The following is a 14,402-nucleotide window of genomic DNA, read 5'->3' on the forward strand; positions in this document are numbered from 1 at the left end:
ATCCAGTGGCGTCACATGGACGACTTACATATCGTTGCTGTCGCCTTTGAAGCTGATCGGGAATACTTCTTCCAGATCGCCATGCGGACGCGGGATAACGTGTACAGAAACCAGTTCGCCAATACGCTGCGCAGCAGCAGCTCCGGCATCCGTAGCTGCTTTGCAAGCGGCCACATCACCACGAACCATGGCAGTACACAGGCCGCCACCGATCTGCTTCACGCCAACCAGTTTCACGCGTGCCGCTTTAACCATTGCGTCAGAAGCCTCAATCAGTGCAACCAGGCCCCGGGTTTCGATCATTCCTAATGCTTCCATTGTGTTTTCCTCTTAGTAGAAGGGGTCCAGAACGGGACCTAAACAACCAGTGTTTGCGAGGCGCTTTCACGACTCATTTCAGTCTGGCGCGGCACAGCTGCCACCAACGCCAGTTCGATAATTTCCTGCACGCTACAGCCGCGAGAGAGGTCGTGAAGCGGTGCGGCAAGTCCCTGAATTAAGGGGCCGACTGCACGATACCCTCCCAGGCGCTGGGCGATTTTATAACCAATATTGCCTGCCTCCAGCGACGGGAAAACCATCACATTGGCATTGCCCTGTAGCGGACTGGCGGGCGCTTTTTGCGCGGCGACATCCGGTACAAAAGCGGCATCAAACTGCAGTTCACCGTCGACGGTAAGCTGCGGCGCGCGTTCACGAACGATGTCCGTTGCCTGCTGCACGTTAGCGACGTTGGGATGACGGGCACTGCCATTACTTGAAAACGACAGCATGGCCACTCGCGGCTCTTCACCGGTAATCGCCTGCCAGGTTTCCGCGCTGGCGATGGCAATATCCGCCAGCTGTGCGGCGGTCGGCTGCGGCACCACGCTACAGTCGGCAAATCCTAATGACGGTCCGAGATACTGCGGCAGCATCAGGAAAATCGATGACAGCGTTTTGCAACCCGCCTGCAGGCCAATGATGCGCAACCCTGCGCGCAGCACGTTTGCCGTTGACGACAAGTTGCCGGCAATACAGACATCGGCTTTACCGGCACTGACCATCGCGGCGGCAAACATCAGCGGATCGTTGAGTTTTTCCCGCGCATCCGGCGGCGTTTTTTCGCCCGCACGGGCCAGCCATCGCAGGGCAAATTCTTCACGCATTTGCACATTGCTTTGCGGATCGACAACCTGAATACCGTCCATTGCCACGCGGTGACTGAGGGCAAACTGGCGCAATGCAAATGGGCTGGCGACGAGAATAGGGCGAGCCAGACCGTGCTGATGCAGGTAGTTCGCCGCTTTCAGCACTCGGACATCCAGCGCATCCGGGAACACCACCCGAGCAGGTGAACGTTTGGCGAGTTGGCGAGCGCGTTCAATGATCATGACTTCTCCCCTAATCGCTGTTGGATTTGGCTGACGCTCAGTGGATGCTTCGCCACGCTCAAAATCATCATTACGTAAACCGTACTCGAAAGACGGTTTAGCGCCTGCAGGATGTCTGGTCGCAACACATCAAAACCACGGGTGATAAACACCTGCGCCGCCACCGTTTCCGTTTCACGGACTTTGGTGCGCAGCAAATTAAGCAGTGCAGCATCACGACCGTGGCTGGCTTCCGGCACCAGATGGTCGTGGTCCAGGTAGCGCAGCGGTTGATGCGAGAGCCGGTGTAAATCTCCGTCGCTTAAGCCAACAATGGCCTGCGCATCCAGAGGTTCGTCCATGGCGTCGGCGCGCATAATGTTGCCTAAGCGCGAGCGGATATCCGCCAGCCACGGCTGCCACGGTTCGGCCAGCTCAATCTGTAACCACACGGCCAGCGCAATGGTGCTGTCCAGCGCCGCGCGAAATCCCAGGCGCGGGTCACTTTTGGCGACCATTTTGTCCGCTGTCAGATGCGTCAGCGTGTCAGGTTTCTTCGCCACCGGTTGATGACACAGCTCGCAGCTTGCCTGCGGGTGTGCATCGCTGCTGGTTAAACCATGCACCGGCTGCGGTTGCTGCTGCTCGTCGTCGATAAACAGGCTTCCCTGCTCATCGATAAACTTAATGCGCAGTCGACGACTGTCCAGCAACTCCCGGGCAGACGGCGTCAGGCGAGCATCAGCGGGGAGATGAATTTCAGCCCCTTCGCTAAGCGTATGATTCGCTCTGAGCCATGCTTCGGTAATGAAATCCTTCATACATCCGCCTTAGCAGGACTGCCAGTTCGCAGGCCAGGCCACATACAGGAACTTCACCGTCGTCGGCGTACCAAACTCAATGCTGGAACCTTTCGGGATAAACATCACATCCCCGGCCTTCGCAATCATGGTTTCGCCTTCATGACGAACGTGCAGCTCGCCTTCCAGAATCATGTCAATTTCGTCGTAGTTCAGCGTCCATGGGAAAAATGCGTTATCCCACTGCATAAACCCGGCGGCCATGCTGCTCCCGTCCTGATCAGTAACTAAGTCGGTTAAGCCGACACAGTGCGGCTGGGCGCCATCAAAACGGCCAAACTTGACGCTGCTGCCGTCAATGACTTTGACGCCACCTTTGCCGGTCACCGAGGCAAAGCTGGGCTGCATTCCGCCCTGCTCCAGCGACTGTTTCTCCTTCATCACTTTGTCCATCAGCTGCGCGACCAGGCTTTCGGTAAACTGTCCTTCCGGTAACTGCGCAATGATGGTTTCGCGAATACGCTGGCTTTCCGTTTTGCCGTCATCCGCAGCAGCAGGTGCTGCCGTAGACGTTGATACGACTGCCGGCGCGGATTCATCGCATTCAGTGATAGTGACGCCCAGCAGCGCCGCAACTTCGCGTGCTTCCGGGGTGATGATGCTGGCGCGCAGAACAACCGATACGTCCTGTTCACCGCGTGCGTGGGCCGCACGAATATCGTTAGCTGTGATGAGTTTTTTCACCTGCCCTTTCCTCCTTTTGGCTGAGCTCAGTCAGATAATCCACCAGGTGCTGCACACTGCTTGGGTCATGGCTATTGAGCTCAAAAATCGGCTCCTGAAACCCTATCCCGCGAAGTAATTGTCGCGTTGCGGCGACATTGGCATCCGGCACATCCGTTTTGCTGATAACGGCGATTTGTCGTTTACTGGCGCCGATATCCAACAGCCCGGCAGGTAAGCGACTTTCTAAATCATTTGCCGCGTGTATATAAATCAACGTATCAACATCCTGCAGCGTGGTAATTAAGGCGTGATACCAGCGCGGATGGCTAAAATATTCTCCCGGAGTGTCGATATCGCCGTTTTCATTAAACTCGACAGCCTGTGTTTTTCTGGCGAGGGAATAATTCCCCTGGAGCGCATTAAAGAGCGTGGTTTTTCCCGCTCCCACCGTACCGACAAACGCAATACGTTTCATCGCCGCCTCTGATTAACTTTTTGTCAGGTTGCACAAAGTGAAATTTAATAACCGGCCCAGACCGCTCACCGTCTGGAGCAACGCCTCTTCCACTGCACCTACAGAGCCGTAGATCACCAGCGCGCCGCTGAATCTATCGAGAAAGCCGATATGTACATCCGCCGCTTTCATGGCTAAGTCACCGGCAATCATCGCCGTTTCACCCGGCGTTAAGGTCATGATGCCGATAGCGCCAGACTCGGGAACGCCGATCTTTTTCGCCAACTCTTCGCCGGGGTGCGCTATCAGATGCGCCAGCGTGACCTGTTTCCCCGGCACAAATTCCTGGATGATGCGTTCTTTTTCCATTGCTCACCGCCTCTGCTAAAACTGACCCCATCGTGGCAATTTTTCGTCAGAGTAAATAACAAAATTCGGCAACCAGGTTTAAAAGGTGAGGGAGATCACTAAGAAAGGGAAAATAAAAAGGCGCGGGAGAAACCCGCGCCAGAATTAATTAAAGTGAAATTACAGCGGTTGTGTTTGCGCTTCTACAACCGCCAGCGCCACCATATTCACGATACGACGAACAGAGGCGATCGGCGTTAATACATGAACCGGTTTCGCCACACCCATCAGCACCGGGCCGACCGTTACGCCTTCAGAGCTGGACACGCGTAGTAAGTTGTAACTAATACGCGCCGCTTCCATATTCGGCATCACCAGAATATTGGCGGAGCCTTTCAGCGGACTGTCCGGCATCCGATCATTACGAATGCTTTCTACCAGCGCGGCGTCACCGTGCATCTCACCGTCGATCATCAGTTCTGGCGCACGCACCTTGATAAGCTCCAGCGCTGCGCGCATTTTGCTGGCCGACGGACAGTTGGAAGAGCCAAAGTTGGAGTGCGACAGCAATGCCACCTTCGGTTCGATACCAAAACGCCGTACGGTTTCGGCCGCCATCACGGCGATTTCCGCCAGCTGATCCGGCGTCGGGTCATCGTTAACGTAGGTATCGGCGATAAAGGTGTTGCCGCTTGGCAGCAACAGCGCGTTCATCGCCCCCGCCGTATGCACACCGTCGCGGTGACCAAATACCGCTTTCACCACGCTGAAATGCTCGTGATAGTCGCCAATCGTGCCGCAGATCATCGCATCCGCTTCACCGCGTTGCACCATGATCGCACCAATCACCGTGGTGTTGGCAATCACCGCACGCTGCGCCTGCTCCTGGGTGATCCCCCGGCGCTTCATGATCTGATAATACTCACTCCAGTACTCTTTGAAGCGCGGATCGGATTCGTTGTTGACGATCTCAAAATCAACACCGGCTTTGATCTGCAGCCCCAGTTTCTGGATGCGCATTTCGATCACGCTCGGACGGCCAATCAGGATCGGCTTCGCCAGACCTAAGGTGATCAATTCCTGGGTCGCATGCAGCACGCGCGCCTCTTCCCCTTCCGTCAGCACCACGCGCTTCGGCGCTTTGCGTGCCAGCGAGAAAATCGGCTTCATGAAAAGGTTGGTTTTGTAGACAAACTCACTCAGCTTATCGATGTACGCATCAAAGTCGGCAATCGGGCGCGTTGCCACGCCGGAGTCCATGGCCGCTTTCGCCACCGCCGGTGCAATTTTGACAATCAGACGCGGGTCAAACGGCTTAGGAATGATGTATTCCGGGCCAAAGCTCAGGTCCTGATCGCCATAGGCGGAGGCCACCACTTCGCTCTGCTCAGCATGCGCCAGTTCCGCAATAGCGTGTACCGCCGCCAGCTTCATCTCTTCGTTGATTGCAGTGGCACCCACGTCCAGCGCACCGCGGAAGATGAACGGGAAGCACAGGACGTTGTTGACCTGGTTCGGGTAGTCGGAGCGACCGGTACAAATAATGGCATCGGAACGCACTTCTTTCGCCAGCGGCGGCAGAATTTCCGGTTCCGGGTTGGCCAGCGCCAGAATCATCGGCGCACGCGCCATTTTCTTGACCATCTCCTGGCTCAGCACTTTCGGGCCGGAACAGCCAAGGAAGATGTCAGCCCCGTCAATCACGTCATCCAGTGTACGCTTGCCGTCATCTTCCACCGCGTAGGCTGCTTTGGTTTCAGCCATATTTGGTTCGCGATCTTTGTAAATCACACCTTTGGAGTCGCAGACCACAATGTTGTGCTTCTGCATGCCCAGCGCCACCAGCAGGTTCATACAGGCAATCGCCGCCGCCCCCGCACCGGACACCACCATACGCACATCAGAGATATTCTTCTCCACCACCCGCAGACCGTTGAGGATCGCAGCGGTGCTAATGATAGCCGTGCCGTGCTGGTCGTCATGGAATACCGGAATATTCATGCGCTCACGCAGTTTTTGCTCTATGTAGAAGCATTCCGGCGCTTTAATATCTTCGAGGTTGATGCCGCCAAACGTCGGCTCAAGGGCCGCCACCACGTTAATAAATTTATCCGGATCGAGTTCGTCGACTTCAATATCGAACACGTCAATCCCGGCAAATTTCTTAAACAGAACGCCTTTCCCTTCCATCACCGGTTTGCCGGCCAGCGCACCAATGTTGCCCAGCCCCAGTACCGCAGTACCGTTGGAAATCACCGCCACCAGGTTGCCGCGCGCGGTGTATTTGTAGGCCGCCAGCGGGTCTTTTTCGATTTCCAGACACGGGGCTGCAACACCGGGTGAATAGGCCAGCGCCAGGTCACGTTGGGTGGCAAGGGGTTTGGTTGGCGAAACCTGAATTTTGCCGGGTACTGGAAACTCGTGGAAATCGAGGGCGCTTTGTCTTAACTGGTCATCCATCTTGTTGTTCCTTTCACGTATCGATCAATAAAGTGGCGCAGGTAACCCTTTTGCAGAGCCGCACATTATCACCTCAGTTAGCGGCGCAAACTTTGAAGGTCGCCAAACTCTCACTACTCAAAGAAAGAATTTGTTATCAATTTATAACAGCCATGTTACCTGCTTAAGCCAGCAATACCATGCCTGTCTGCTATGCTTTTTGCTGACAACGCCTGCAAATTCTCCAAAAGTGTGAATTAACACACGCTCTAACACTTTACTTTTCAAGGAGTATTTCCTATGACCCGTAAAGAGCTTGCCAATGCCATTCGTGCGCTGAGTATGGATGCGGTCCAGAAAGCCAACTCCGGACATCCCGGCGCACCGATGGGCATGGCCGATATTGCCGAAGTGCTGTGGAACGATTTTCTCCGCCATAACCCGAGCGATCCTCACTGGTACGATCGTGACCGGTTTATTTTGTCCAACGGTCACGCCTCAATGCTGCTTTACAGCCTGCTGCATCTTTCCGGTTACGACCTGCCGTTGGACGAGTTAAAGAACTTCCGCCAGCTGCATTCAAAAACGCCCGGGCACCCGGAACTGGGCTACACGCCGGGCGTGGAAACCACCACCGGGCCATTGGGTCAGGGCCTGGCGAACGCCGTCGGGCTGGCGGTGGCCGAACGAACGCTGGCCGCGCAGTTTAATCAGCCGGGCCATGAGATTGTCAGCCATTTCACCTATGTTTTTATGGGCGACGGCTGCCTGATGGAAGGGATTTCCCACGAAGTCTGTTCGCTGGCGGGGACGCTGGGACTGGGCAAGCTGATCGGCTTTTACGACCACAACGGCATCTCTATTGATGGCGAAACCAAAGGCTGGTTTACCGACGATACCGCGAAGCGCTTTGAAGCGTATCACTGGCATGTGGTACACGAGATAGACGGGCACGATCCTGAAGCGGTGAAGAAAGCCATTCTGGAAGCCCAAAGCGTGACCGATAAGCCATCACTCATTATCTGCCGGACGGTAATTGGCTTTGGCTCGCCGAATAAGGCCGGGAAAGAAGAGGCGCACGGCGCGGCACTGGGTGAAGAAGAAGTGGCGTTGACCCGCCAGAAGCTGGGCTGGCATCATCCCGCCTTTCACATCCCCAAAGAGATTTATCGGGCCTGGGACGCGCGGGAAAAAGGCGAAAAAGCCCAGCAGGACTGGAATACGACCTTCTCCGCGTACCAGCAAGCACATCCTGAACTGGCAGCAGAGTTTACCCGCCGGATGCGTGGTGGGCTGCCAAAAGAGTGGGAAAAGAGTACCGAGAAATACATTCGCGAATTGCAGGCTAATCCGGCAAAAATTGCCACCCGTAAGGCATCGCAAAACACCCTCAACGTCTATGGCCCGATGCTGCCCGAACTGCTTGGCGGTTCTGCCGATCTCGCCCCCAGCAACCTGACCATCTGGAAAGGCTCAACCTCGCTGAAAGACGACCCGGCCGGGAATTACATTCACTACGGCGTGCGTGAATTTGGCATGACAGCCATTGCCAACGGCATCGCCCATCATGGCGGTTTTGTCCCGTATACCGCCACCTTCCTGATGTTTGTCGAATACGCCCGTAACGCCGCACGCATGGCAGCATTAATGAAGGCCCGACAGATCATGGTCTATACCCACGACTCGATTGGTCTGGGGGAAGACGGTCCGACTCACCAGGCGGTAGAGCAGCTCGCCAGCCTACGCCTGACGCCCAACTTCAGCACCTGGCGTCCGTGCGATCAGGTCGAAGCGGCGGTAGGCTGGAAACTGGCCGTTGAGCGCCATAACGGTCCCACGGCGCTGATCCTTTCCAGGCAGAACCTGGCACAGGTTGAACGCACGCCTGAGCAGGTCAAAGAGATTGCCCGCGGCGGCTACGTGCTGAAAGACGGCGGGGGGAAGCCGGATATTATCCTGATTGCTACCGGGTCAGAGATGGAGATCACGCTGCTGGCGGCAGAGAAATTGACGGGTGAAGGGCGTAACGTTCGCGTGGTCTCCCTGCCCTCAACGGATATCTTCGACGCCCAGGACGAGGCATACCGTGAATCGGTCCTGCCAGCAAACGTCAGCGCACGCGTGGCGGTCGAAGCAGGCATTGCCGATTACTGGTACAAATACGTCGGTTTGAAAGGCGCGATTGTCGGCATGACCGGCTATGGGGAATCCGCCCCGGCGGACAAATTATTCCCGTTTTTCGGCTTTACGGTGGAGAACATTGTCGAAAAAGCACATAAGGTGCTTAACGGGTGATCCACAATGTGGGCCAGGCGTCGGGGCCATGCCAGTTATCACAGCTTGGCTCCTGCGCATAACGCACCAGACGAAAACGCTGGCCGTCAAAACGCCAGCGAGTCTGGATACCGCAGTCCGACAAACCTCGGCCCTTGGCGAGCGTAATCAGCTCGCGCGATTTTTCATCGAACGCAGCATTGGTCAACTCCATATCATTGCTTTCTGCATCCGTTTTAAACGGCAGACTCAACCGCACGGAGCGGGAGGTCAGCGGTTTGCTGCGGGACACAATCCATGCCAAATCGATGGTGTTATATGCCCCGGCCTCACAGCCGATCATCAGCAGCGCTTTGTCGTCCGTTAACGCAGACACCCGCACCTCACGACGCATCGGGTCGAGCGAACAACGCAACCCGTTTATCCGCCAGTTCCCATAATCCAGCAGGTCGCTGCGTTCTTGTTCAGACAGCGGCGTTGGCGTGGGATTCACGATGGCCACACCTTTCAGGGCGGGAGCCGGTGGCACGCTGAGCGGCGGCTCGTCACCTTTTTGTATCCAGGCGGTTTCACTGCCTACACGTTTTTGCTGTGCGTCAATAAACAACAGCGCGGCTTTCAGTCCTGCCAGCGACAGGGTTTGCCCCCCTTTTTGCAGGGTAATAGCCTGCGCGTTTTGCACGGTCTGTAAAAAGGCGCTAATGGTGACAGGATCGTCAGTCATCAGATGCCAGGGCGTTATATTCCAGTGTTCACCGGTCAACGGCAGCGGTGCGCCGTCGAGCAGCAAACGCGGCGCAATCTCTGCCTCTTTGGCATCGGGGGAGTCCAGTCCCCCCAGTTCGATGCGCAACACCGCGTCGGTATGCGCCCCGGCGCTGCGGCTTAGGGTCATCACCAGGCCGTGATGTTCACCGGTATTGCGCGCCACGCAAAAATTCTGGTTATTGCAGGTCACCTGCCAGTCGGAAAATGCCTGCTGCGCAGGAGCCGCCCACAAAAAGCGGACCGGCAGCAAACCGAGCAGAAAGATGAAAATAACGCGATAGCGCATGGACGGTACAACCCCGAAGTCAAAACCAACAACCTGAGCCGTATCTTCCTTGCGCGATTGATGAGGCTCAATCAGAATCGTCGGATTGGCCGTTATTTTGTAAAGAAATATAAATCCCGATCATGAGTCCATGAGATGTGACGACTGCAAATAGTTCAGCAATAGCACCGTTTTACCATCTCGGATCTCACCGGTTTTGATCATCTCCAGCGCCTGCGTGAAGGGGAGCTCCAGAACCTCAATATCTTCATCTTCAACGCCGCCGCCGGCATTCGCCCGCTGGCTGTCACTGTATTGCGCGATAAAAAAGTGGATTAATTCGGTCACGCCGCCCGGCGACATGTACAACTCAAACAGTTTACGCACCTCACCCACTTCATAGCCGGTCTCTTCTATCGCCTCTTTGCGAATGCAGGCTTCCGGCTCGTCGTTGTCCAGCAGTCCGGCGCAGGTTTCTATTAGCTGTCCGCTTTCGTTACCGTTGACCCAGGTCGCGACGCGAAACTGGCGGATCAACACCACGGTCTTTTTCTCCGGGTTATACAGCAGGATGGTGGCCCCGTTACCGCGATCGTAAACCTCGCGTTTGTGGCGGATGACCTCGCCGTTGCTACGGGTCAGTTCATAGGTGATATTGCGCAGGATGAAGTAGTTATCGGAAAGGACTTTGTCTTTGATGAGGGTAATTTTTTGCGACATACCGGCTCCACGGAGAGAAGTGAGCAATAATACTACGCCGTGAAACCGGGTTTGTCTTAGAACAATGTAGGCCTGATAAGCGAAGCGCCATCAGGCATTCATACGGCATATTGCCGGATGGCAACGCTAACGCGTTTTATCCGGCCTACCCGCTGATTAGTGAGATTTAACTGATTTTATACCCAGCCAGTCGACGATCCCCTGTGCGGCATGACGCCCTTCCGCCATGGCCGTCACCACCAGATCGGCTCCGCGCACCGCATCCCCCCCGGCAAAAATCTTCGGGTTCGTGGTTTGATAACGGTAAGCGCTCTCAACGTCAGCAGCGATCCGCCCCCAGCTATCAACCTTCACGCCGTGCGCCTCCAGCCATGGCATGCCGTGCGGATGAAAACCAAACGCCATGATCACCGCATCGGCAGGCATCACAAATTCACTCCCGGCGATGGGAACCGGACGCTGCCGCCCCTGCGCATCAGGTTCACCGAGTTGGGTGCGTAAGAAACGCACGCCGCTGACGCGCCCTTCAGCATTCAGCACCAGCTCAACTGGCTGGACGTTAAATTCAAAGTTAGCCCCCTCTTCGCGGGCATTTTTGACCTCTTTTTTCGAGCCGGGCATGTTGGCTTCATCCCGACGGTAAGCGCAGGTGACCTGGCTTGCCCCGTGGCGCAGCGCGGTACGCACGCAGTCCATGGCCGTATCGCCGCCACCGAGGACCACGACGTTCAGTCCGGCGGTGTCAATAAACGGCTCCTCTGGCAGTTCATCCAGTCCCATCACCTGCTTGGTATTGGCAATCAGGAACGGTAGCGCGTCATACACCCCAGGGGCGTCTTCATTCGGCAGATCCGCTTTCATCGAACGATAGGTCCCGACGCCCACAAACACCGCATCGTAGTCTTCCAGCAACGCGGCCAGCGTCACGTCCTTGCCGACTTCGCAGTTCAGCTCGAAATGAATACCCATGGCACTGAAGATTTCACGACGGCGCGCCAGCAATGATTTATCCAGTTTGAAGGCCGGAATACCAAACGTCAGTAAGCCGCCAATTTCAGGATGGCGATCGAAGACGGTGGCGCTAACGCCGTTGCGGGTTAACACATCCGCACAAGCCAGCCCCGCCGGACCCGCACCGATAATGGCGACGCGTTTATCGACTTTCTGTACATGACTTAGGTCCGGTCTCCACCCTTTGCTCAACGCGCGGTCGGAGATGTAACGTTCAATATTGCCAATGGTGACCGCACCGTGTTCATCACGTACCGTACAAGCCCCTTCGCAGAGCCGGTCCTGCGGACAGACGCGTCCGGTAATTTCCGGCAGACAGTTGGTCTGGTGCGAAAGCTCAACCGCTGCGTCAATGTTTCCGGCTTTCACCAGTTCGATCCACTGTGGAATATGGTTGTGCAGCGGGCACGTCCACTCGCAAATACTGTTCTCGCCACACTTCAGGCAGCGGGAGGCTTCCCGTTCAGCCTGCGCCGTGCGGAACGGCAAATAAATTTCATCAAAGCTGGTTTTACGGGCTTCAATCGGCAGTTTATCGGGCTCACCGCGCGGGGGCGTGGCCCGCATTTGTTCAACTTTACTGGTGACATGCTGCGTCACTCCGCTGGCAATCGCATGCCAGGGTTGACACTCCTGACTGGCTGCGCGCAGCCTGCGTGCTTTTGAAAGACCGGCAAGTGAGCTTTCAGTCACCTGCTGTAGCGCCTGCGCCGGACAGTTCTCAACGCAGGCCGGTCCTTCTTCCCGCCCCTGACACAAATCGCACTTATGCGCGGTCGCTTTCACCTTTCCTTTCGCCACCGGTGTCAGTACGATCTGCATCGTGCCAAAAGGACAGGCAACAACGCAGGATTTACAGCCAATACACTTTTTCGCGTTCACCTGCACGCTGTCATTGTCATGACTGATTGCGCCATTCGGACAGCTTCTGGCACAGGGCGCGTCTTCACAGTGGCGGCAAGTCACCGCACTGCGCTGGTGTTGATGTTTGATGACGGTAATGCGCGGCTGAAAATGCCGTTGGCTCAGGACATGCCGCTCATCGTTATGCGCCATGACACAGGCGACCTCACAGGCGTGGCATCCCAGGCACTGTTGGCTGTTGACCATAATAAAACGATTCATGGCTTCCTTCTTTTTTGGTTGCAAAAACCTTATTCTTTATATGACTGTTATTAACCGACCCTGAAGTGAGCGGCAATGTCCATTTGCCCAGAAAGTACAACTATTTATCCAGAACCTGTGGCAGATCAATTTATTTCATCGCATATGAAATTGTGTTTCAGTTACCATCCTGTTTCATGGCGATTTTATTAACATTTAACAAATACACTGAGTCGTTCGGGCTGCAACCAGGCGCGAGGCGCATTGTGTGAGGATGTGCGAGTGACGGTAAAGCGTCCTGTCTCGGCCAGTTTAGCCAAGGCTTTTTTCTACATCGTGCTGCTGTCAATTCTCTCTACGGGCATTGCGCTGCTTACGCTCACCAGCAGTTTGCGCGACGCGGAGGCAATTAATATTGCCGGTTCCCTGCGTATGCAAAGTTATCGGCTGGGGTATGACCTGCAAAGCCAAAGCCCACAACTCAACGCCCATCGCCAGCTTTTCCAGCAGGCGTTAAACGCGCCGGCATTACAAAATCTGAACGCCTGGTATGTTCCAGAGGCAGTAAAAAGTCGCTATGGACGTCTGCATGCGAACTGGCTGGAAATGAACACCCGACTGATAAGCGGCGATTTGCCCTGGTATCAGGCCAATATCAACAACTATGTCAATCAAATCGACCTCTTCGTGCTGGCGTTGCAGCATTATGCTGAGCGCAAAGTGATGCTGGTGTTTGGCATATCGCTGGCGGGCGGGATCGGCATATTCACCCTGGTGTTCTTTACTTTGCGGCGTATTCGCCAGCAGGTAGTACGTCCACTCAATAACCTGGTGATGGCCAGCCAGCAGATTGAACACGGTCAGTTTGATATCCCCCAACTGGATACCGGCTTGCCCAACGAACTGGGGCTGCTGGCGAAGACGTTTAGCCAGATGTCGAGTGAACTGCATAAACTGTACCGCTCGCTGGAAGCCTCCGTGGCGGAGAAAACACACGACCTTCACGAAGCCAATCGCCGCCTGGAAGTGCTGTATCAGTGCTCTCAGGCGCTGAATACCAGCCAAATTGACGTGCACTGCTTCCGCCATATTTTACAGATCGTTCGCGAGCACGACGCTGCATATTTCCTGGAACTCACCGTCGGTGATAACTGGCGGATCAGCGAAGGGACTAAAAGCCCCGAACTGCCGATGCAGATCCTGCCGGTCACCATGCAGGAGACCGTCTATGGAGAACTACACTGGCAAAGCCCTAACGTGAGTGCGTCCACACCGCTGCTTAATAGCGTGTCAACCATGCTGGGTCGCGGGCTGTACTTCAATCAGGCGCAAAAACATTTTCAGCAGCTGTTGTTAATGGAAGAGCGAGCGACCATCGCGCGTGAACTCCACGACTCGCTGGCGCAGGTGCTGTCTTATTTGCGCATTCAGTTAACGCTACTGAAGCGTTCGATTCCGGAAGATAATGCCCCGGCGCAGGGCATCATGGCCGATTTCTCCCAGGCGTTGAATGATGCGTATCGCCAGTTGCGCGAGCTGCTCACCACCTTCCGCCTGACCTTACAGCAGGCCGATCTGCCTTCTGCCTTGCACGAAATGCTGGAAACGCTGCAAAACCAAACGTCGGCTAAACTGACGCTCGATTGCCGGTTACCGACGCTGGCACTGGATGCGCAAATGCAGGTGCACCTGTTGCAGATCGTTCGTGAAGCAGTGTTGAATGCCATTAAACACGCCAGTGCGAGCGAAATTGCCGTCAGCTGCGTGACCGCGCCGGATGGGAATCATACCGTGTATATCCGCGATAACGGCGTCGGTATCGGTGACCCGCAAGAACCCGCGGGACACTATGGTTTGAATATTATGCGTGAGCGAGCAGAAAGACTCAGCGGTACACTGACCTTCTCGCAACCCTCCGGGGGCGGAACGCTGGTCAGCATTAGTTTTCGATCGGCAGAGACAGAAAGTCAGCTAACGTAAAGAACAGCAATGCACCGTCTGGTCTGCACCCAGTCCAGACGGCGTTGGCACGAAAGGTACGCTGTAAACGCGTATGATAATTTACATTATCTTCTTTTTTTCTCCACGTTTGGCTCGTACCTTGCCGCTACAGTGAAGCAGGTCATACCCACAAATATACG

At 55.4% G+C, this 14,402-nt stretch carries 12 protein-coding genes; 2 read left to right on the forward strand and 10 right to left on the reverse strand.

Features of this window, described 5'->3' with window-relative positions; translation table 11 throughout:
* Positions 1–24: 24 nt before the first annotated feature.
* The 7 genes from eutM to maeB all read right to left on the reverse strand — a co-directional run bounded on the left by eutM (position 25) and on the right by maeB (position 6,140).
* Positions 25–318, reverse strand: a complete 294-nt coding sequence (gene eutM, locus M2374_RS06700; RefSeq protein WP_005121908.1) for an ethanolamine utilization microcompartment protein EutM — start codon at positions 316–318, stop codon at positions 25–27.
* A gap of 38 nt (positions 319–356) precedes the next feature.
* Positions 357–1,373, reverse strand: a complete 1,017-nt coding sequence (gene pta / locus M2374_RS06705; protein WP_181517990.1) for a phosphate acetyltransferase — start codon at positions 1,371–1,373, stop codon at positions 357–359.
* A complete protein-coding gene (gene eutT, locus M2374_RS06710) occupies positions 1,370–2,173 on the reverse strand; it encodes an ethanolamine utilization cob(I)yrinic acid a,c-diamide adenosyltransferase EutT (protein WP_137361928.1) in 804 nt (267 codons plus the stop codon). The genes pta and eutT overlap by 4 nt, the downstream gene beginning before the upstream one ends.
* A 9-nt stretch (positions 2,174–2,182) precedes the next feature.
* Positions 2,183–2,896: an ethanolamine utilization acetate kinase EutQ gene (gene eutQ, locus M2374_RS06715; RefSeq protein WP_115257814.1), complete on the reverse strand. Its 714-nt coding sequence runs from the start codon at positions 2,894–2,896 to the stop codon at positions 2,183–2,185.
* Positions 2,874–3,353, reverse strand: coding sequence for an ethanolamine utilization acetate kinase EutP (gene eutP / locus M2374_RS06720; protein WP_096756223.1), 480 nt, complete (start codon positions 3,351–3,353; stop codon positions 2,874–2,876). The genes eutQ and eutP overlap by 23 nt, the downstream gene beginning before the upstream one ends.
* A 12-nt stretch (positions 3,354–3,365) precedes the next feature.
* A complete protein-coding gene (gene eutS / locus M2374_RS06725; RefSeq protein WP_096756222.1) occupies positions 3,366–3,701 on the reverse strand; it encodes an ethanolamine utilization microcompartment protein EutS in 336 nt (111 codons plus the stop codon).
* A gap of 159 nt (positions 3,702–3,860) precedes the next feature.
* Positions 3,861–6,140 (reverse strand): NADP-dependent oxaloacetate-decarboxylating malate dehydrogenase, encoded by a 2,280-nt coding sequence (maeB, locus tag M2374_RS06730; RefSeq protein ID WP_181688894.1) that lies wholly within the window; start codon positions 6,138–6,140, stop codon positions 3,861–3,863.
* 279 nt (positions 6,141–6,419) lie between these two features.
* Here maeB and tkt point away from each other — a divergent pair, with 279 nt between their 5' ends.
* The gene (tkt, locus tag M2374_RS06735; protein WP_115257812.1) at positions 6,420–8,414 is read left to right on the forward strand and encodes a transketolase; all 1,995 of its coding nucleotides are present in this window, start codon (positions 6,420–6,422) and stop codon (positions 8,412–8,414) included.
* Here the strand turns inward: tkt and M2374_RS06740 are convergent.
* From M2374_RS06740 to aegA, 3 genes are all read right to left on the reverse strand, one after another.
* The gene (locus M2374_RS06740; protein WP_181506728.1) at positions 8,404–9,447 is read right to left on the reverse strand and encodes a DUF1176 domain-containing protein; all 1,044 of its coding nucleotides are present in this window, start codon (positions 9,445–9,447) and stop codon (positions 8,404–8,406) included. The two genes, tkt and M2374_RS06740, sit on opposite strands and share 11 nt — an antisense overlap.
* A 120-nt stretch (positions 9,448–9,567) precedes the next feature.
* On the reverse strand, positions 9,568–10,146 hold the full coding sequence (gene nudK / locus M2374_RS06745; RefSeq protein ID WP_096756212.1) for a GDP-mannose pyrophosphatase NudK: 579 nt from the start codon (positions 10,144–10,146) through the stop codon (positions 9,568–9,570).
* A gap of 156 nt (positions 10,147–10,302) precedes the next feature.
* A complete protein-coding gene (gene aegA / locus M2374_RS06750; protein WP_181688893.1) occupies positions 10,303–12,282 on the reverse strand; it encodes a formate-dependent uric acid utilization protein AegA in 1,980 nt (659 codons plus the stop codon).
* 261 nt (positions 12,283–12,543) lie between these two features.
* On the opposite strand from aegA, the gene narQ reads away from it, so the two are divergent.
* A complete protein-coding gene (gene narQ / locus M2374_RS06755) occupies positions 12,544–14,241 on the forward strand; it encodes a nitrate/nitrite two-component system sensor histidine kinase NarQ (RefSeq protein WP_096756210.1) in 1,698 nt (565 codons plus the stop codon).
* The last annotated feature ends 161 nt before the right edge of the window (positions 14,242–14,402 follow it).

The sequence above is a fragment of the Citrobacter sp. JUb117 genome (assembly GCF_024809055.1).
Classification (GTDB): Bacteria; Pseudomonadota; Gammaproteobacteria; order Enterobacterales; family Enterobacteriaceae; genus Citrobacter; species Citrobacter gillenii.